Here is a 17,744-nt window from a genome sequence, read left to right on the forward strand (position 1 = left end):
CCGTCATCATGATCTGGGTGGTGCCGGCGTTCAAGGAAGTGTTCGCCAGTTTCGGCGCCAACCTGCCGGCGCCGACCCTGGTCGTGATGGCGATCTCGGAATTTTTCGTCTCTTACTGGTATTTGATCTTCGGCGGCATCGGCGGCGGCATCTACTTCTTCCTGCGCGCCTGGCAGCGCTCGGCCAAGATGCAGCGCACCATGGACGTGCTGCTGCTGAAGGCGCCCGTGTTCGGCGACGTGATCCGCAAGGCCACCATCGCCCGCTGGACCCGCACCCTGGCCACCATGTTCGCCGCCGGCGTGCCGCTGGTGGAGTCGCTGGACTCGGTCGGCGGCGCGGCCGGCAACGCCGTGTATTACGACGCCACCCGCCGCATCCAGAACGAGGTCAGCACCGGCACCAGCCTGACGGTGGCCATGCAAAACGCCGACGTCTTCCCCAATATGGTGACGCAGATGGTCGCCATCGGCGAGGAGTCGGGCTCGCTCGACGCCATGCTGGGCAAGGTGGCCGACTTCTACGAGGAGGAAGTGGACGAGGCCGTGGCGTCGCTGGCCAGCCTGATGGAACCGGCCATCATGGTCATCCTGGGCGTGCTGATCGGCGGCCTGGTGATCGCCATGTACCTGCCGATCTTCAAGCTCGGTTCGGTGGTCTGAGGCCGCCGGCGCGCGGAGACCGTGCGGCGGGCGGCGGCCCTAAACCGGGGTCAGACCCCGCTGCCGGGCAGTGGCCGCGGTCGGCGCCTGCGACAGCGGGGTCTGACCCCGAAGTTCACGGCGCTGGCCGCCCTCTAAGGGCGCGGCGCCGGCCCGGCCCGCCCCGCAAAGCGGCGCACGATGTTCCGCCCTCCCCGGCCCGGGCCGGGGTTCGCATTTTCGCCGTTCTCCATTAAACTAACGCCAACCTTTTCGCCTGGACCTGAACCGATGCTGCAAAATCCCCTGTTGTTCGCCGCGCCCGCCGACCTCGCCGCCACGCTGCTGGCCGCCCTGTTCGGCCTGCTTTTCGGCAGCTTCCTGAACGTCGTCATCTACCGCATCCCGAAGATGATGCAGCGCGAATCGGACAACTACGTCGCCGCCGAAAGCGGCAAGGAACCGCCGCACACGGAGCGCTTCAACCTGATGACGCCGCGCTCGGCCTGTCCGCACTGCGGCCACCAGATCACGGCCATGGAAAACATCCCCGTCCTCAGCTACCTGGTGCTGCGCGGCAAGTGCCGCCAGTGCAAGGCGCCGATCTCGGCCCGCTACCCGGCGGTGGAACTGCTGACGGCGGCGCTGTCGGCCGTGATGGTGTGGAAGTTCGGCAGCGGCTGGACCGGCCTGGCCACGCTGTTGTTCCTGTACACGCTGATCGCCCTGACCTTCATCGACGCCGACACCCAGCTGCTGCCGGACGACCTCACCTATCCGCTGCTGTGGGGCGGCCTGCTGCTGAACCTGAACGGCATGTTCGTGCCGCTGAACGAGGCCGTCATCGGCGCGGCGGCCGGCTACCTGATCCTGTGGACCATCTACTGGATCTTCAAACTGCTGACCGGCAAGGAAGGCATGGGCTACGGCGACTTCAAGCTGCTGGCCGCGCTGGGCGCGTGGCTGGGCTGGACCATGTTGCCGACCATCATACTGCTGTCGTCCGTGGTCGGCGCCATCGTCGGCATCGGCCTGATCGTGTTCACCAAGCGCGGCCGCAACAATCCGATTCCCTTCGGACCCTACCTGGCGGCCGCCGGCCTGATCGCTTTGCTGTTCGGCACGCCGATCGCCAGCATGACTTCCAGGCTGGTCGGCTAAACAGCGCCGCCGCGCCCGCGCTTATGTCCATCCCGCCGACTTTGCCAAACTCGCCGATCTCGGTTCAAGCCGCGCCGTTCGCCGTCGGCCTGACCGGCGGCATCGGCAGCGGCAAGAGCACCGTGGCCGACCTGTTCGCCGCGCGCGGCGCCACCATCGTCGACACCGACCAGATCGCCCACAGCCTGACGGCGCCGCACGGCGCGGCCATGGCCGCCATCGTGGCCGCCTTCGGCGCCGACTTCGCCGCCGCCGACGGCGCCCTCGACCGCGCCCGCATGCGCGCCCTGGTGTTCAGCGATGGCGGCGCCAAGGCGCGCCTGGAAGCGATTTTGCATCCGCTGATCCGCGCCGCCTCGCAGGCGGCCGCCGCCGCCGCCACCGGCTGCTACGTGATCCACGCCATCCCGCTGCTGGTGGAATCGGGCCACTGGCACGACCGCGTCAGCCGCGTGCTGGTGGTCGATTGTCCTGAACAAACCCAGATCGCCCGCGTGATGGCGCGCAACCATATGCCGGAAGAACAGGTGCGGGCCATCATGGCGGCGCAAGTGCCGCGCGCCGTGCGGCTGGCGGCGGCCGACGATGTCGTGCTCAACGACGGCGATGTGGCCGCCCTGGAACCGCAAATCGAGCGCTTGCACCATATATATCTGGCATTTTCGAAAAGAACGGCGACAATAGCCTCGCAACATTTGTAATTTTGCTTCGCTTGCCTCAAAATCACGGGATTATCAGCAGGTCACATATAGAGGGATGTTATTTTGATCGTCTACGAATATCCTTTCAACGAGCGCATACGCACGCTGTTGCGCCTGGAGGACTTGTACGAAAAATTTAAGTTCTTTGTCCATCAAGAACATCCGATGCAGCACCATGTCGCCCTCGCCACCATCTTCGACATGCTGGAAGTGGCCGGCCGCGCCGACCTCAAGTCCGACCTGCTGCAAGAACTCGAGCGCCAGCGCCAAAGCCTGCTCGGCTACCGCATGAATCCGAATGTCCAGGCAGAAACGCTGGACGCCATCCTGGCCGAGCTCGACGGCGTCAGCGCCGCGCTGGTGGCGGCCCAGGGCAAGACCGGCCAGAACGTGCGCGACAATGAATGGCTGATGAGCATCCGCGGCCGCACCATCATCCCCGGCGGCGCCTGCGAATTTGATTTACCATCCTATTATGCGTGGCAAAAGCGCAGCGCCCAGCAGCGCTTCAACGACATCGCCAACTGGTTCGCGCCGCTGGCGCCGCTGTTCGATGCGCTGGGACTGGTGCTGCGGCTGCTGCGCGATTCCGGCGGCCCGGTCAAGATGATCGCCGTCGCCGGCAGCTACCAGCAGATGTTGCAGGGCAAGGTGTACCAGATGCTGCGCCTGACGCTCGATGAAACGCTGGGCGCGATTCCGGAAATCTCCGCCAATAAATACATGCTGTGGGTGCGCTTCACCACCCAGGGCGGCGACTTGAAGCCGAAGCCGCTGGAAGACGAAGTGCCGTTTGAGCTCACGCTCTGTAACTTTTAATGAAATAGTAAAATCATGACCGTCGTAATCTGCCCGACCTGTTCCGCGAAAGTGGAATGGAAAGAGGAAAACAAATACCGCCCGTTCTGCTCGGAGCGCTGCAAACAAATCGACCTGGGCGCCTGGGCCGAAGAGAAATACGCGATCCCCGCCGCGCCGCCGGTCGACCCGAACGACGAGGAATAAAAAACAAGGACTTAGATTCGCGTCTAAGTCCTTGTTTTTATTGAAGCCTTCTTAGTTAATCGAACATGACATCGATGGGCATAAGTCCCATCCTCTACACGAGCGAAATCCTAAAAAACACACGAAATTTTTCCAACAGATCAGGCAACAACTACAATCAAAACTAGCCTACGAAAGATCTAAACTCTCGTCTGTCTCTGCATCATCGGGCACAGAACTGGCAGATTGGAAAGCCTTCCCTTGAGTAATCTCTAAGCCGTCGCGATACAACATCGGAACCTTCCACGATGTCTTAATCTCCTCAAGAAAACCTACTTCAACAAGTTGTCGAACAGCGGCAGCTAACTCTTCTCCAGCTAAACCTAGTACGATAGCCAAGCTATCAATATTCTGCTCAGCTTTGGCACGCCTAAATTTCTGAATTAAAGCCGAAATACCGGCACCAGCCTCCGCCAGCAAGGTATCCTCTACGCGCTGACTACTCAGTTTTTCCAACGCTTTTCTAATAGCATCAGCAGATATAACAGGCTCTATCTCACTAAAAGCACGAGCATTACGTCCTTCGGCTTTTAATTGCTCATCCCGTGCCATTTTTGCAAGATCAATCAGATTTCGCGGTGGCTTAACATCGTTACCGTCTCGAATCCTTGCCATTATCCAATTCCAAGATGTAGGCTTTCGGGTAGCAGGATCCACTTTAGCTGGGAATAGTCTATAAAACAATTCCTCATCGGAAAGTTTTTTACTAGGAGCAGCCTCAATAATACTCATTACTTCTTTATTATCACGCACGCGACGACAAAGAAGATTTAACAAATCCTGTTCATCCCACTCTATTTCAATCTTTCTAGCATTTATATGAGTAAGGTTAACAAATCCATCGCCTATAATACGCCGCAACAAATCACGGCGAATAAAAAGCTTTAGTCGGAAATTATCAAACTCAAGTAAGTCGAGATAAGTTCTCATCAACGCACGTAGGGCCGGAATTTCGATATTCGCAAACCCTTGAAAAGCTTCATCGAGCCTATCTAAAACGACCCAAACACGGTATCCTAGGTCACTTAAGCACTCATTCAACAATCTCAAAGCATTAGAATGAGAAACTTCTACGACAGGCTTTTCCGCCGCATCTTTATCAAAAGAGATCTTTGGAATGACAATAGGAATACCTGTCTCAGAAAAAGTGAATTTAACCTCTGCACTTTTCGGAACAATAGCTTTCTGAATTGTATTAATTATCTTACTAAAAATCGTTTCCGGCTTATCATCCTTAGAACGCAACCCAGTCTCCGATAAAAGCAACGCCAGCTTCGAAAAAGCGGGAGAATGATCATCGCCAACTATCTCTAAAGCCCAATTACCGATCAAAGCTAAAATATAAGCCTTCCAAACGCTTGCATATTGAGCCTCAGTAAGCTGTTGCTCTCGGACGAGGCGCTGAAATACCGGACTACCAGCAGGGTTAAAACCAGCTAATATTTCTACACCCTTCAATTGACTTAGAGAACTATGTCGTTTTTGAAGAATTTTAAAGAGAGCAGTTTTCCCGGTCCCCTTGTCACCGGCAACGATATCAACCTTGTCATTGACTAACTGAAAAAATGCTTCATTCTCGACAAAGTATTTTTGCAACGAATCGTCAAACTCAGCCACTGAATTTCCGAGATCAAGCGCCCTCAAAACGGTTTTCATTGATGAACTCATATATTATAGAATCCATAAAAATACTCGATTATGCATAAACAAGCAACAAAAAAAGAATGCACAATGCAACATTGGAAACGCAAAACCAGCGAGGAGGTGCTGTGATTAGTCAATATTAATGATAGTAATTTTGACACGTACACGGCTAGATGCCCAGCAAAAAATACACATAGCGACGTAACACTTACGGACTCTCCCATCCACCCAATTCCTGTAGAGCATTCAATGGCGAGCCATTCTGTACGTATCAACTTGCCCAAGGACGCCTAAGATCTGGCCTCCCCCGTCAGGACGGACACTTTCGATAGGTATAATGTCACCATCTAAGGTATTACATCGCCCGTGAAAGACAGCTGTTTTCTGAATAGTTCAAGAGCGAAGCTAGCAGGCCAGCCGGCTACAAGTAAGGCCGCTATCGCCCACGAGCATGGCATTGGCGCTAGTTTGTTGTGTCGCGGGTGTAGATAGGCAGACATAAACAGACACGTGGCCGGCGGTGAGAGGGTTCCTAGGCAAGAGTTTGAACGCATGCGGAGTAACGGCGAAGACTAAAACGGAGCACGGCGTATGGCGCTCGGCTACTTCGCCGCCGACCTCAAGCGAAGTACGGATTAATCGCAAAGTATCGAACGTTATGGCCAACGCGAACCATGTGCTGCCCGCTCGGACGGTCAGCCGGCCAGCGCCTTCGGATCGTGGCGGATCTGCTCCAGCCACTCCAGCAGCGGTATCGTGGCCGGCAGCAGCGGTTCGACGCCGACCGCGCCCTGCCACGCGAACGCCTGCCCTTCCAGGCTTTGCGGCTCGCCGCTCCAGTCGCGGCTGATGAAGAAATGTAGCCGCACATGCGCGTGCGGGTACACATACTCGACACCGCACCACTCCTGCGCCGAGTGTATCGACAGCCCCAACTCCTCGACAAACTCGCGCTTGAGCGCATCGATGACCGCCTCGCCGCGTTCCACTTTCCCGCCGGGGAATTCCCAATAGCCGTCGTACGGTTTGCCGGCCGGGCGCTGGCCCAGCAGCACGTCGCCGTTCGGCTGAATCAAAATGCCGACGGCGACATCGACCGGCTGCGGCTTCGCGTCAGCCACCCCAGCGGCCGCGCTCACGCCGCGCCATCCGGCAGCTTGCCCGCGTAATCCTTGGCGAACTGCCAGGCCACGCGGCCCGAGCGCGAACCGCGCTGCAAGGCCCAGCGCAAGGCGTCGCCGCGCGCCTGCGCGACCTGCGCCGGGTCGCAGCCGAAGGACGCCAGCCAGTGCGCCACGATGTCCAGATAATCGTCCTGCTTGAAGGGATAAAACGACAGCCACAAGCCAAACCGTTCCGACAGCGAGATTTTCTCCTCCACCGTTTCACCCGGATGCAAATCGCCGTCCTCGCCGTGCTGGTAGCTGGCGTTGTCCGACATCCGCTCCGGCATCAGGTGGCGCCGGTTCGACGTCGCGTAGATCAGCACATTGTCCGACTGCGCCGCGATGCTGCCGTCGAGCGCCACCTTGAGCGCCTTGTAGCCGCTCTCGCCCTCCTCGAACGACAGGTCGTCGCAAAAGATGACGAAGCGCTCCGGCCGTCCCGCCACCAGGTCGACGATGTCGGACAACTCGGCCAGGTCGGCCTTGTCGACTTCGATCAGGCGCAGGCCGTCGGCCCCGAAGCGGTTCAGGCAGGCCTTGATGAGCGACGACTTGCCGGTGCCGCGCGCGCCCGTCAACAGCACGTTGTTGGCCGGCCGGCCGGCGACGAACTGGCGCGTGTTCTGCTCGATCTGCGCCTTTTGCGGGCCGATGTTGTGCAGGTCGTCGAGCGCGATGTCCGACACCTGCGCCACCGCCTGCAGATAACCGGCGCCGCCGCCGCGCTTGCGCCAGCGGAAAGCGTAGCCCAGCTTCCAGTCCGGCTCGCGCGGGCTTTGCGGCAGTATCGCCTCCACCCTTTGCAGCAGGGCTTCGGCGCGCAGCAGGAACTGTTCGAGTGGCGTCGCCATGTCAGGAACGGTAGTCGGCGTTGATGGTCACGTAGTCGTGCGACAGGTCGCAGGTGTAGATGGTGGCCGCCGCGTCGCCGCGCGCCAGCGTCACGCGCACCGCGATCTCGCTGTGCTTCATCACGCGCTGGCCGTCCTCCTCTTTGTAGTCGGGATTGCGGCCGCCGTTCTTGGCCACCCACACGTCGTCGAGGTAGAGATTCAATTGGTCGACATCGAGGTCGTCGACGCCGGCGTAGCCGATGGCGGCCAGGATGCGGCCCAAATTCGGGTCGGAGGCGAAGAAGGCCGTCTTGACCAGCGGCGAATGGCCGATCGAGTAGGCGATCTTGCGGCACTCGTCGACGCTCTTGCCGCCTTCGACGGTGACGGTGATGAATTTGGTCGCGCCCTCGCCGTCGCGCACGATGGCCTGCGCCAGGAACAGCGACAGCTCGGTCACGGCCGCTTTCAGTTCCGCGTATTCGGGCGCGTCGACCGAGTTCACTTCCAGCGTGCCAGCGCCGGTGGCGATCAGCATGAAGGAGTCGTTGGTCGAGGTGTCGCCGTCGATGGTGATGCAGTTGAACGTCAGGTCGGCGACCTGCTGGACCAGCACGTCGAGCACCGGCTGCGCGACCTTGGCGTCGAACGCGAGGAAGCCCAGCATGGTCGCCATGTTCGGCTTAATCATGCCGGCGCCCTTGCTGATGCCGGTCATCGTCACCGCGTGGCCGCCTATGGTCACGCTGCGCGAACCGGCCTTGGGCTGGGTGTCGGTGGTCATGATGGCTTCGGCCGCGTTGTACCAGTTGTCGGCCGTCAGGTTCGCGACGGCGGCGGGCAGGCCGGCGACGATTTTTTCGAGCGGCAGCGGCTCCAGTATCACGCCGGTCGAAAACGGCAGGATCTGCGCCGCGTCGCAGCCGAGCAGGCCGGCCAGCGCCGCGCAGCTTTGCTGCGCCAGCGCCAGTCCCAGGGCGCCGGTGCCGGCGTTGGCGTTACCGGTGTTAATCATCAGCGCCACTATCGCGGCATCGGCGCCGGCGGCGGCCAGATTCGCCTTCGCGATCTGCACCGGCGCGGCGCAGAAGCGGTTCAGCGTGAAGACGCCGGCGACGCTGGCCGTCGGCGCCAGTTTCAGCACCAGCACGTCCTTGCGGTTCGGCTTCTTGATGCCGGCTTCGGCATAGCCGATCTCGATACCGGCGACCGGCTTCAAATCGGCGGCGACGGGCTTGGGGGAATTGACGGCCATAGTGTGTACTCATGCGTGGAAAGGGGAGCCGCTATTGTAATGCCTGCCCATCGCCGGCGCGGAACGCGCACGCCGCGCGCGGCGCTTTTTTTATCGCCGCCGCCGCGTTCTGGCCATGTTGCGGCCATATTTTGGGCACAATCGGGGCCACATTCGGGCCATAGCGAGGTGATGACGAATCGGTTATATTAACAAGTCGGCAGCGGCGCCACGTGGCGGCATCGCCGTTGGAAAGGGAGACGATGTTTTGAGTTTATCGCTGCGCGCAAAATTCCTGGTGCTGAGCGCCGTCATACAGGCGCTGGTGGTCGGCCTGCTGATCTGGAACAGCCTGCGGCTGGTCGACAACGCCGTCAAGCAAAACGCCGAACGCGTGGCCCACGAATACGCGGTCACGCTGAACCTGTCGCTGAGTCCCTACGCCGCCAGCGGCAAGCTGCCGGAGCTGGGCCGCTACCTGGGCGCGATGCTGGCCGATCCGGCCGACAGCCTGCTGCGCTACATCGTCATTCTCGACGCCGACGACCATCCCATCGTCGCCATCAACGCCACCGTCGCGCAGCTGCCCGCCGCGCTGCGCCGCGGCTGCGGCGGCAAGGACTGCCGCAGCGTGATCGACGGCGGCACCCTGCACATGCGCGCGCCGCTGCTGCTCAAGGACAAGCAGGTCGGCTCGCTCAACTTCGGCGTCTCGACGCTGGAACTGAAGCAGGCGCACGATGAAGTGATGATGCAAAGCGGCGTCATTTCGGTGGCCGGCTTCGGCCTGGCCATGCTGCTGTTTTATACCTTCACGCGCGGCATCGGGCGCCGCCTCGCGGCGCTGACGGACCAGTCGCAGCAGATCGCCCGCGGCCATTCCGACACCCCCTTGCCGGAACAGGGCGGGGACGAAATCGAAGTGTTTTCGCGCTCGCTCAACACCATGAGCGGCACGCTGCGCGAACGCATCGCGCAGCTCGAACAGTCGCAGCTGCGGCTGTCGGAATCGGAGGCGCGCTTCAAGACGCTGTTCGACATGACGCCGCTGCCGCTGACGGTGTCCGACCAGGACGGCCGCGTCATCACCGCCAACCAGGCCGTCACACGCGTCTTCGGCCCGGCCGCGCGCGACATCGTCGGCAAGCGCTCGGACGACGTGGAATTCTGGGCCAGCCCGGCCGAGCGCGCCCGCATCTGGTCCATCTACCACACCGACGGCGCCGTGCGGGGCGCGGTGGCCGGCGTCATGTTCCCGGACGGGCGCGTGGGCAGCGTCGCCATCTGGTCGTCGTCGCTGGTGCTCGACGGCCGCGCCGCCATCATCTGGGCGCTGCTCGACCTGAGCGAGGAATTGAACGCCAAGCGCGAGCTGAAGGACTTGAACGCCGAACTGGAAAACCGGGTGCTGGAACGCTCGGCCGCGCTGGAACAGGCCAACCGCGACTTGAGCGCGGCGCTCGACACCCTGCGCCGCACCCAGGGCGAATTGCTGGCGGCCGAAAAAATGGCGTCGCTCGGATCGCTGGTGGCCGGCATCGCGCACGAACTCAATACACCCATCGGCAACAGCCTGCTGGCCGCGACCTCGCTCAGCGACCGTGTCAGCGACTTCCAGCAGACCGTCGACGGCGGCGCGCTGCGGCGCTCGGAACTGAACGCCCACCTGGAAGAAGTGCGCATCGCCAGCGGCCTGATATCGGGCTCGCTGCAAAAGGCGGCGCAGCTGATTTCCTCGTTCAAGCAGATCGCCGTCGACCAGACCAGCGACCAGCGCCGCGTGTTCGACCTGCTGACGGCGGTGCACGACACCACCGCCACCTACATGCCGCGCTTGCGCCGCGCCCATTGCGAGGTGCACTTGCAGATCCCGCACGGCATCGCGCTCGACTCCTATCCGGGCAGCTGGTACCAGGTGCTCAACAACCTGATTAACAACGCGCTCACGCACGCCTTCGAGGGCCGCGCGTCCGGCACGGTGACGATACGCGCCGCCGACCTCGGCGACGGCCTGGTCGAGCTGGTGTTCGCCGACGACGGCGTCGGCATGCCGGACGAGGTGCTGCGCCACGTCTTCGACCCCTTCTTCACCACCAAGATGGGACAGGGCGGCACGGGACTGGGCATGAACATCGTCTACAACATCGTCACCGGCGTGCTGGGCGGGCGCATCACGGTCGAATCGACGTCCGGCCTGGGAACGACGGTGCGCATCCTGGTGCCCAGGCAGTCGCCTGAAAGCAGCTGACGACCATATCGTCAGCCGCCGGCGCCGCGTTCGCGGTCAGAAAAACGGGCGCACCTCGACCGGCGCCCGGCAAGCCACGGCCGCCTTGCGGCCCCATGCCAGCGCCGCCTCCAGATCGGCCGCTTCCAGCACCCAGAAGCCGCCCACGTGCTCCTTCGTCTGCAAGTACGGTCCAGCGGTGGCGCGCACCTCGCCGTCGGGCTGCGCGCGCAGCGACATCGCGCTGCCCGCCGGGCGCAGGCCGCCAACGAAAACCCTCACGCCGGCGCTCACCATTTCATCGTTGAGCACATCGATATCGCGGCCCATTGCGTCGTCCTCCTGGACGGCGGGGTCGTAGTCGTCCGGATGGTGGATAGCGATCAAATACTGCGTCATGGCGTCCCCCTACGTTGCTGTAACGGTCTGGTCTTCCGGCCAGGCGACCGCCCTGCCTCCCCCCCTGTCGGCTGATGATACTACTTTGAGTGCCCATCAGTTCAGGCTGGAGCCGGCCATCGTGGTTCAGCAGCGCCCGCAGGCCCAGCGCAAGGTGGCGGCCACCAGCGGGGTGGCGATGGCTTTGGGCGCGGCCGCAAGCGCGCGTCGGACCACATGGAAAACGGACGAATGATTCATGACCGCTCCTTTAGATGGGTGCTGGCAGAACCTGGCCGCATAGAGCCTGCCCGAGTATTTTCCTTATATGCATAGCCCAGGCCGATGTAAAAACGGTCGATAGCGTGGCGCAGGCGTAAAAAAAGCGGAAGAGCTGATACGCTTCCGCTTTTTTATTTACCGGCCGGCCGGGCCGCTTACGCCAGCTTGCCGTGGCAAGCCTTGAACTTCTTGCCGCTGCCGCAAGGGCATGGGTCGTTGCGTCCCACCTTGATGCCGAGGCCGAAGGTCGGATCGTGGCCTTCGTCGTCCGGCGCGGCGGTCGGCGCCAGCAGTTCTTCCGGCGCCACGTTCGGGTTGAAGTCGGCGTGCTGGTAGTGCACGTTTTCGACGTGCGACTGCTGCATCGCCGCTTCGGCCGCGTCGATTTCCTCGCGCGACTGGATGCGCACCGTCATCACCTGCTTGACCACTTCGTTCTTGATCATGTCCAGCATCTGGCCGAACAGCTCGAACGCTTCGCGCTTGTATTCCTGCTTCGGGTTTTTCTGCGCATAGCCGCGCAGGTGGATGCCCTGGCGCAGATGGTCCAGCGCCGCCAAGTGTTCGCGCCAGTGGCTGTCGACGCTTTGCAGCATGACGTTGCGCTCGAAGCCGCCGAAGGATTCCTTGCCGACGATGTCGATCTTGGACTGGTACAGCGCGTCGGCCGCGGCGATGACGCGTTCGAGCAGGTCGTCGTCGTTCAAATTGGTTTCGGCGGCGATCATGGCGCGCAGCGGCAAGTCCATCTGCCACTCCGATGCCAGCGTCGCTTCCAGGCCGGGCACGTTCCACTGTTCCTCGACCGATTCGGCCGGCACGTATTCGCGCACGATGTCGCTGAAGGCGCCGTGGCGCAGCGACTGAATCAGCTCCGAAATGTCGGTCGTCTCCAGCAGCTCGTTACGCTGCTGGTAAATCACCTTGCGCTGGTCGTTGGCGACGTCGTCGTATTCCAGCAGCTGCTTGCGGATGTCGAAGTTGCGGGCCTCGACCTTGCGCTGCGCCGACTCGATGGAGCGCGAGACGATGCCCGCTTCTATCGGTTCGCCTTCCGGCATTTTCAAGCGGTCCATGACGGCGCGCACGCGGTCGCCGGCGAAGATGCGCAGCAGCGCGTCGTCGAGCGACAGGAAGAAGCGCGACGATCCCGGATCGCCCTGGCGGGCGGCGCGGCCGCGCAACTGGTTGTCGACGCGGCGCGATTCGTGGCGTTCGGTGCCGACGATATGCAAGCCGCCGGCGGCGACGACCTGCTCGTGCAAGGCTTGCCAGCCGTCGCGCAGCGCGGTGGCCTGGGCCGCCTTGTCGGCGTCGCTCAGGTCGGGATTGGCTTCGATGAACTTGATCTGGTTTTCGACGTTGCCGCCCAAAACGATGTCGGTGCCGCGGCCGGCCATGTTGGTGGCGATGGTGATCGCCTTCGGGCTGCCCGCCTGCGCGATGATCTGCGCTTCGCGCGCGTGCTGCTTGGCGTTCAACACATTGTGCGGCAGCTTGGCCTTGTCCAGGATACCGGACAGCAGTTCCGAGTTTTCGATCGAGGTCGTACCGACCAGCACCGGCTGGCCGTTGTCGTAGCATTCGCGGATTTCCAGCACCATCGCGTTGTACTTTTCCATCGACGACTTGTAGACCTGGTCTTGCCGGTCTTTGCGCTGCGACGGACGGTTGGGCGGGATGACGACGGTTTCGAGGCCGTAGATTTCCTGGAATTCGTAGGCTTCGGTATCGGCCGTGCCGGTCATGCCGGACAGCTTGGCGTACATGCGGAAGTAGTTCTGGAAGGTGATCGAGGCCAGGGTCTGGTTCTCGTTCTGGATCTTGCAGCCCTCTTTCGCTTCGACGGCCTGGTGCAGGCCGTCGGACCAGCGGCGACCCGTCATCAGGCGGCCGGTGAATTCGTCGACGATGATGACTTCACCGTTCTGCACCACGTAGTGCTGGTCCTTGAAGTACAGCGCGTGCGCGCGCAGCGCCGCGTACAGGTGGTGCACCAGCGTGATGTTGGCCGAGTCGTACAGCGACGCGCCTTCCGGCAGCAGGCCCATACGGGTCAGGATGCCCTCGGCCTTTTCGTGGCCGGCTTCCGTCAACAGCACCTGGTGGGCTTTTTCGTCCTTGGTGTAGTCGCCCGGCACCTCGATCTTGCCCTTGCCGTCCGGCGTTTCTTCGCCGATCTGCAGGGTCAGCATGCCGGGCAGCTCGTTGATCTTGTAATACAGGTCGGTGTGGTTCTCGGCCTGGCCGGAGATAATCAGCGGCGTGCGCGCCTCGTCGATCAGGATGGAATCAACTTCATCGACGATGCCGAAATTGAGCGCGCGCTGGACCCGGTCGCGCGCCTCGAACACCATATTGTCGCGCAGGTAGTCGAAGCCGAATTCGTTGTTGGTGCCGTAGGTGATGTCGGACGCATAGGCGGCCTGCTTGACGGCGTGCTCCATCTGCGACAGGTTGATGCCGGTCGACAGGCCGAGCCAGCCGTAGAGCTTGCTCATGGTCTCGGCGTCGCGCTGGGCCAGGTAGTCGTTGACGGTGACGATGTGGACGCCCTTGCCCGACAGCGCGTTCAGATAGGCCGGCAGGGTCGCGGTCAGGGTCTTGCCCTCGCCCGTGCCCATTTCGGCGATTTTTCCATAGTGCAGTACCATGCCGCCGATCAGCTGGACGTCGAAGTGGCGCATCTGGTAGACGCGCTTGCTCGCCTCGCGGCAGACGGCGAACGCTTCCGGCAACAAGGCGTCGAGCGCCTCGCCATTGGCGATGCGTTCCTTGAAGGCGGGGGTTTTCGCTTGCAGCTCGGCATCCGACAGTTTTTCCATCGCCGGTTCGAGCGCATTGATCTCGCGTACCGTTTTTTGGTATTGCTTGAGCAGCCGCTGGTTGCGGCTGCCGAAAATCTGGGTCAGTAATGACATGCTTGAATTCTTGAAAAAACGCCGTTAAAAAAAGCTCTGTAGGGGAAAAACGCCTGACCGCACGGAGTTCGACTATGGCAAAAGACGATGATTTTATCATGCGTCGCCGCCTACATTGGGTTATTGGCCTATATAACAATAGCGCGCGCGCTAACAATGCCACAAAACCAATATCATTTCACCGAGTGCCGGAAAAATGGGCAGGCGGCGCGCGGCCGGTCCGGCCGCCACTGGATGTACGGGCCGGGCTGTGATATGTTGCGGCGGTGCGATTCAACTCTTCCAACATCTCCCTGAAACGGCGCGGCGCCGTCGGCGCCACCGACTTCCTGCGGCGCGACGACAAACTGGCCGCCCTGCTGCCGGCCATCGAGCGCATGGCCGCCCTGCAAAAAGATTGCGCGGCGGCGCTGCCGTCCATGTTCCAGTTCTGCGAAATCCTGGCGTTTGAAGACGGCCAGCTGCTGCTGTCGACGCCGAACGCGTCGCTGGCGGCCAAGCTCAAACAGCAGGTGCCGAAACTGCAGGAGACGCTGGCGCGGCGCGGCTGGCAAGTGGCGGCCGTCAAGCTGAAGGTGCAGATGATGAAGCCGGCCGAGATCAAGGAGCAGATGCGCTCACTGTCGCTGACGGAGGCGGCCGTGACGGCCTTCGATGAACTGAGCGGCACGCTGGAGGCGTCGCCGCAAAACGCCACGCTGATCGCCGCGCTCAGGGCGATGGTGGCGCGCCGCCGCACTGTATGAAACCACGCGCGCGGCCGGCGATTTGAGACTAGGGTCGGCCGCCATCTCGAACTAAGGTCAGGCCCCCGGTCTTGACCTGAGGCTAGGCCGTCATGCCACTACCGCGCAATCAGGTCAGCGCCCACTCGCGCGCCATCTGGCGCAGGTAGGACGGCGGCGCCACCTCGTTGGTGGCGAAGGACACGATTTCATACGCGTCCGGACGCTTTAACAACTCCAGCAGCAGCTGGTTGTTGAGCGCGTGGCCGGACTTGTGCGCCTCGTAGCTGGCCAGCAGCGGATGGCCAATCAGATACAGGTCGCCGATGGCATCGAGGATTTTGTGGCGCACGAATTCATCTTCATAGCGCAAGCCATCCGAATTGAGGATGCGGTATTCGTCCATGACGATGGCGTTTTCCAGCGAACCGCCGCGCGCCAGCCCTATCCCGCGCAGCATCTCCACATCCTGCATGAAGCCGAAGGTGCGCGCGCGCGCCACGTCGTGCACATACGAGACGTCGCCGAAATCGACGTGGGCGCGCTGCGTCGTGCCGTCGACGGCCGGATGATTGAATTCGATGAAGAAGTCCAGCTTGAAGCCGTCGTACGGCGACAGGCGCGCCCACTTTTCCTTGTCGCCGGTGCCGTCGCGGATCTCGACCGGTTTGAGCACGCGGATGAATTTCTTCGCCACCGGCTGCTCCTGCACGCCGGCCTGCTGCAACAGGTACACGAAGGACGACGCCGAACCATCCATGATGGGGATTTCTTCGGCGCTGACGTCGATGTACAGATTATCGATTCCGAGGCCGGCGCAGGCCGACATCAAATGCTCGACGGTCGACACACGGGCGCCATCCTTGACCAGCACCGACGCCATGCGCGTATCGCCGACGGCCATGGCGCTGGCGGGGAATTCGACGATGGGGCTCAAGTCGACGCGGCGGAACACGATGCCGGTATCGGGAGCGGCCGGGCGCAGGGTCAATTCGACCTTGGTACCGGAATGCAGGCCGACACCCGTGGTGCGGACCAGTTCTTTGACAGTGCGTTGTTTTAACATCCAGCGATTATAGCGAAGATGGCCGCCCGGCGCTCTGCGGCGGCGGCGGTTGCTGCGACAGCGACAGCGACATCGTCACGGATGCTCGGCCTCCACGTGCACCGCCTCGCGCCGCACCAGATAGACGCCGCTGGCGATGATGATGGCCGCGCCCAGCAGCGTGTAGCGGTCGGGCAGCGTGCGCCACAGCAGCCAGTCGATGGCCACGCCCCAGGCCAGCGCCGAATACTCGAACGGCGCCACCGTCGACGCCTTGCCGCTGCTGAAGGCGACCGTGATCGCCAGCTGCCCCAGGAAGCCGCTGACGGCCAGGCCCGCGATCACCGGCACATCCTCGGCGCGCAGCGCGACCCAATCGCGCGCCGACAGCGCGACGCCGCCGACGGCCATCATCACCAGCAGCCAAAACATGATTTGCTCGCTGCTGTCGGTGCGGCTCAGCAAACGGCTGGCGATGGCGGAGACGGCGTAGCACGCGGCCGATGCCAGCACCGCCAGTCCGCCCAGCGAAAAGAAGTGCGCACCGTCGGGACGCAGCACCACCATCACGCCGCCCAGGCCGACGGCGATCGCGCCCCACTGGGCGCCGTCGACGCGCTCCTTCAACCACCACACCGACAGCGCCGTAATCAGCGCCGGCGCGATAAAGAACAGCGCATAGGTCTCGGCCAGCGACAGCTTTTGCAGACCGAAGGCGAACATCGTCAGCATGCCGACACCGAGCACGCCGCGCAACAGGTGCATGGACCAGCGCACCTGGAAGATGCGGCCGAACGCGCCGCGATAGGCGATATAGGCGCACACCAGCGGCAGCGACGACAGCGCCCGCAGCGCCGTCACCTGCATCGCCGGATAGCGGGCCGAAAGGATTTTCATCGACGTGTCCATCAGCGAAAACATGGCCACGGCGATCAGCATGGCGTAAATGCTGCGCAGGTTTTGGGGTTTGACGAGGATGGACAGGGGCAGCTCCTGGAATCGGCCGTGCGGCCGCATGGAACGTCATCATGGCGACGCCCGGAGCCAGCACCGGCCATCCATTGCGGCGCGGTCGGCTTGATTATAGCAAGCCGGTTTTGCGGAAGGGATTGCGAACTGCGGCAAATAAGACACAGTTTCCAAGCCCGGTGACAATTCGCGTACCTTCGTCGGCGGCCTGAAAGTTATAGTATGAAGAGAGCAGCGGCGCCAATGGGGAGCGCCGGTCGCAGCTGATTTTGAAGGAACCGCCATGTCTTTTTGCCAGCAATGCGGCACGGAAGCCGCCGCTGCCACCTTGTTCTGCGCCGGCTGCGGCGCCAACGTGACCGCGCCCGACGTCAAGGCGCAGGACCCGAACGCGCCGCGCCCGATCCGCCGCGCCGACCTGCCGCCGACGTGGATACACAATTTCGCGCTGATCGAGCAGGCCGGCGGCACCGGGCTGCCGCGCATCGGCAAGCTGCCGTTCGGCGACCGCCTGCGCGTGCTGCTCAACGTCTGGGCCTTTATATTCGGCCCGTTTTACTATGCGGTCAAAGGCATGTGGCGCAAGGGCTTGACGCTGCTCGCGTTCGCCATCGTCTTGATAGCGATACTCGACATGCTGTTCAACCTGTCGGCCATCGGCGCATCGAAGCTCGACCTGATCGCCAATCTGGTCTTGCCGCTGAGCTTCGCCGCGCGCGCCAATATCGACTATTACAAACAGATCGTCCTGCGCGATAACGGCTGGTGGTAAG

Annotated in this window: 16 protein-coding genes; 8 read left to right on the forward strand and 8 right to left on the reverse strand. The window is 62.1% G+C overall.

Features of this window, described 5'->3' with window-relative positions; genetic code table 11:
• The 5 genes from Q0S71_RS16905 to yacG all read left to right on the forward strand — a co-directional run.
• Window positions 1-662 (forward strand): type II secretion system F family protein (locus Q0S71_RS16905; protein WP_295998210.1); only part of this gene is annotated, 662 nt, incomplete at its 5' end.
• 270 nt (window positions 663-932) lie between these two features.
• Window positions 933-1,802 carry an A24 family peptidase gene (locus tag Q0S71_RS16910; protein ID WP_295998213.1) on the forward strand — a complete coding sequence of 290 codons (870 nt, stop codon included), beginning with the start codon at window positions 933-935 and terminating at the stop codon, window positions 1,800-1,802.
• A 41-nt stretch (window positions 1,803-1,843) separates the two neighbouring features.
• Window positions 1,844-2,503 carry a dephospho-CoA kinase gene (gene coaE / locus Q0S71_RS16915; protein WP_295998216.1) on the forward strand — a complete coding sequence of 220 codons (660 nt, stop codon included), beginning with the start codon at window positions 1,844-1,846 and terminating at the stop codon, window positions 2,501-2,503.
• A gap of 63 nt (window positions 2,504-2,566) precedes the next feature.
• The gene (zapD, locus tag Q0S71_RS16920; RefSeq protein ID WP_295998219.1) at window positions 2,567-3,322 is read left to right on the forward strand and encodes a cell division protein ZapD; all 756 of its coding nucleotides are present in this window, start codon (window positions 2,567-2,569) and stop codon (window positions 3,320-3,322) included.
• Between the two features lie 15 nt (window positions 3,323-3,337).
• Window positions 3,338-3,508 (forward strand): DNA gyrase inhibitor YacG, encoded by a 171-nt coding sequence (gene yacG / locus Q0S71_RS16925; RefSeq protein ID WP_295998223.1) that lies wholly within the window; start codon window positions 3,338-3,340, stop codon window positions 3,506-3,508.
• Window positions 3,509-3,676: 168 nt separating this feature from the next.
• Here yacG and Q0S71_RS16930 read toward each other — a convergent pair whose 3' ends face one another.
• From Q0S71_RS16930 to argJ, 4 genes are all read right to left on the reverse strand, one after another.
• The gene (locus Q0S71_RS16930; RefSeq protein WP_295998225.1) at window positions 3,677-5,203 is read right to left on the reverse strand and encodes a hypothetical protein; all 1,527 of its coding nucleotides are present in this window, start codon (window positions 5,201-5,203) and stop codon (window positions 3,677-3,679) included.
• A 683-nt stretch (window positions 5,204-5,886) separates the two neighbouring features.
• Window positions 5,887-6,312 carry an NUDIX domain-containing protein gene (locus tag Q0S71_RS16935; protein ID WP_295998229.1) on the reverse strand — a complete coding sequence of 142 codons (426 nt, stop codon included), beginning with the start codon at window positions 6,310-6,312 and terminating at the stop codon, window positions 5,887-5,889.
• A 14-nt stretch (window positions 6,313-6,326) separates the two neighbouring features.
• On the reverse strand, window positions 6,327-7,208 hold the full coding sequence (locus tag Q0S71_RS16940) for an ATP-binding protein (RefSeq protein WP_295998231.1): 882 nt from the start codon (window positions 7,206-7,208) through the stop codon (window positions 6,327-6,329).
• A gap of 1 nt (window position 7,209) precedes the next feature.
• Complete coding sequence (gene argJ / locus Q0S71_RS16945; RefSeq protein ID WP_295998234.1) at window positions 7,210-8,445, reverse strand: bifunctional glutamate N-acetyltransferase/amino-acid acetyltransferase ArgJ; 1,236 nt, start codon at window positions 8,443-8,445, stop codon at window positions 7,210-7,212.
• A 247-nt stretch (window positions 8,446-8,692) separates the two neighbouring features.
• Here argJ and Q0S71_RS16950 point away from each other — a divergent pair, with 247 nt between their 5' ends.
• Window positions 8,693-10,672 carry an ATP-binding protein gene (locus tag Q0S71_RS16950; RefSeq protein WP_295998236.1) on the forward strand — a complete coding sequence of 660 codons (1,980 nt, stop codon included), beginning with the start codon at window positions 8,693-8,695 and terminating at the stop codon, window positions 10,670-10,672.
• A gap of 36 nt (window positions 10,673-10,708) precedes the next feature.
• On the opposite strand, the gene Q0S71_RS16955 is transcribed toward Q0S71_RS16950, so the two are convergent.
• On the reverse strand, window positions 10,709-11,050 hold the full coding sequence (locus Q0S71_RS16955) for a YciI family protein (protein ID WP_295998239.1): 342 nt from the start codon (window positions 11,048-11,050) through the stop codon (window positions 10,709-10,711).
• A gap of 416 nt (window positions 11,051-11,466) precedes the next feature.
• Window positions 11,467-14,232 (reverse strand): preprotein translocase subunit SecA, encoded by a 2,766-nt coding sequence (secA, locus tag Q0S71_RS16960; protein ID WP_295998244.1) that lies wholly within the window; start codon window positions 14,230-14,232, stop codon window positions 11,467-11,469.
• Between the two features lie 266 nt (window positions 14,233-14,498).
• On the opposite strand from secA, the gene Q0S71_RS16965 reads away from it, so the two are divergent.
• Window positions 14,499-14,978, forward strand: coding sequence for a hypothetical protein (locus Q0S71_RS16965; RefSeq protein ID WP_295998246.1), 480 nt, complete (start codon window positions 14,499-14,501; stop codon window positions 14,976-14,978).
• A 109-nt stretch (window positions 14,979-15,087) separates the two neighbouring features.
• On the opposite strand, the gene lpxC is transcribed toward Q0S71_RS16965, so the two are convergent.
• Together lpxC and Q0S71_RS16975 are read right to left on the reverse strand one after the other, a co-directional pair.
• On the reverse strand, window positions 15,088-16,023 hold the full coding sequence (gene lpxC / locus Q0S71_RS16970; RefSeq protein ID WP_295998249.1) for a UDP-3-O-acyl-N-acetylglucosamine deacetylase: 936 nt from the start codon (window positions 16,021-16,023) through the stop codon (window positions 15,088-15,090).
• Between the two features lie 75 nt (window positions 16,024-16,098).
• The gene (locus Q0S71_RS16975; RefSeq protein ID WP_295998289.1) at window positions 16,099-16,941 is read right to left on the reverse strand and encodes a DMT family transporter; all 843 of its coding nucleotides are present in this window, start codon (window positions 16,939-16,941) and stop codon (window positions 16,099-16,101) included.
• 313 nt (window positions 16,942-17,254) lie between these two features.
• On the opposite strand from Q0S71_RS16975, the gene Q0S71_RS16980 reads away from it, so the two are divergent.
• Entirely contained in the window at window positions 17,255-17,743 is a 489-nt protein-coding gene (locus Q0S71_RS16980) for a DUF2628 domain-containing protein (protein WP_295998252.1), read from the forward strand.
• Window position 17,744 lies beyond the last annotated feature (1 nt).

The organism is Rugamonas sp., assembly GCF_025354735.1.
Taxonomy (GTDB): Bacteria; Pseudomonadota; Gammaproteobacteria; order Burkholderiales; family Burkholderiaceae_D; genus Rugamonas.

Coding starts and splice junctions, on each gene's coding strand:
- Q0S71_RS16910 (WP_295998213.1), top strand. CDS start 933: ATGCTGCAAAATCCCCTGTTGTTCGCCGCGCCCGCCGACCTCGCCGCC.
- yacG (WP_295998223.1), top strand. CDS start 3,338: ATGACCGTCGTAATCTGCCCGACCTGTTCCGCGAAAGTGGAATGGAAA.
- Q0S71_RS16930 (WP_295998225.1), bottom strand. CDS start 5,203: ATGAAAACCGTTTTGAGGGCGCTTGATCTCGGAAATTCAGTGGCTGAG.
- Q0S71_RS16940 (WP_295998231.1), bottom strand. CDS start 7,208: ATGGCGACGCCACTCGAACAGTTCCTGCTGCGCGCCGAAGCCCTGCTG.
- argJ (WP_295998234.1), bottom strand. CDS start 8,445: ATGGCCGTCAATTCCCCCAAGCCCGTCGCCGCCGATTTGAAGCCGGTC.
- Q0S71_RS16955 (WP_295998239.1), bottom strand. CDS start 11,050: ATGACGCAGTATTTGATCGCTATCCACCATCCGGACGACTACGACCCC.
- secA (WP_295998244.1), bottom strand. CDS start 14,232: ATGTCATTACTGACCCAGATTTTCGGCAGCCGCAACCAGCGGCTGCTC.
- lpxC (WP_295998249.1), bottom strand. CDS start 16,023: ATGTTAAAACAACGCACTGTCAAAGAACTGGTCCGCACCACGGGTGTC.
- Q0S71_RS16975 (WP_295998289.1), bottom strand. CDS start 16,941: ATGCTGATCGCCGTGGCCATGTTTTCGCTGATGGACACGTCGATGAAA.
- Q0S71_RS16980 (WP_295998252.1), top strand. CDS start 17,255: ATGTCTTTTTGCCAGCAATGCGGCACGGAAGCCGCCGCTGCCACCTTG.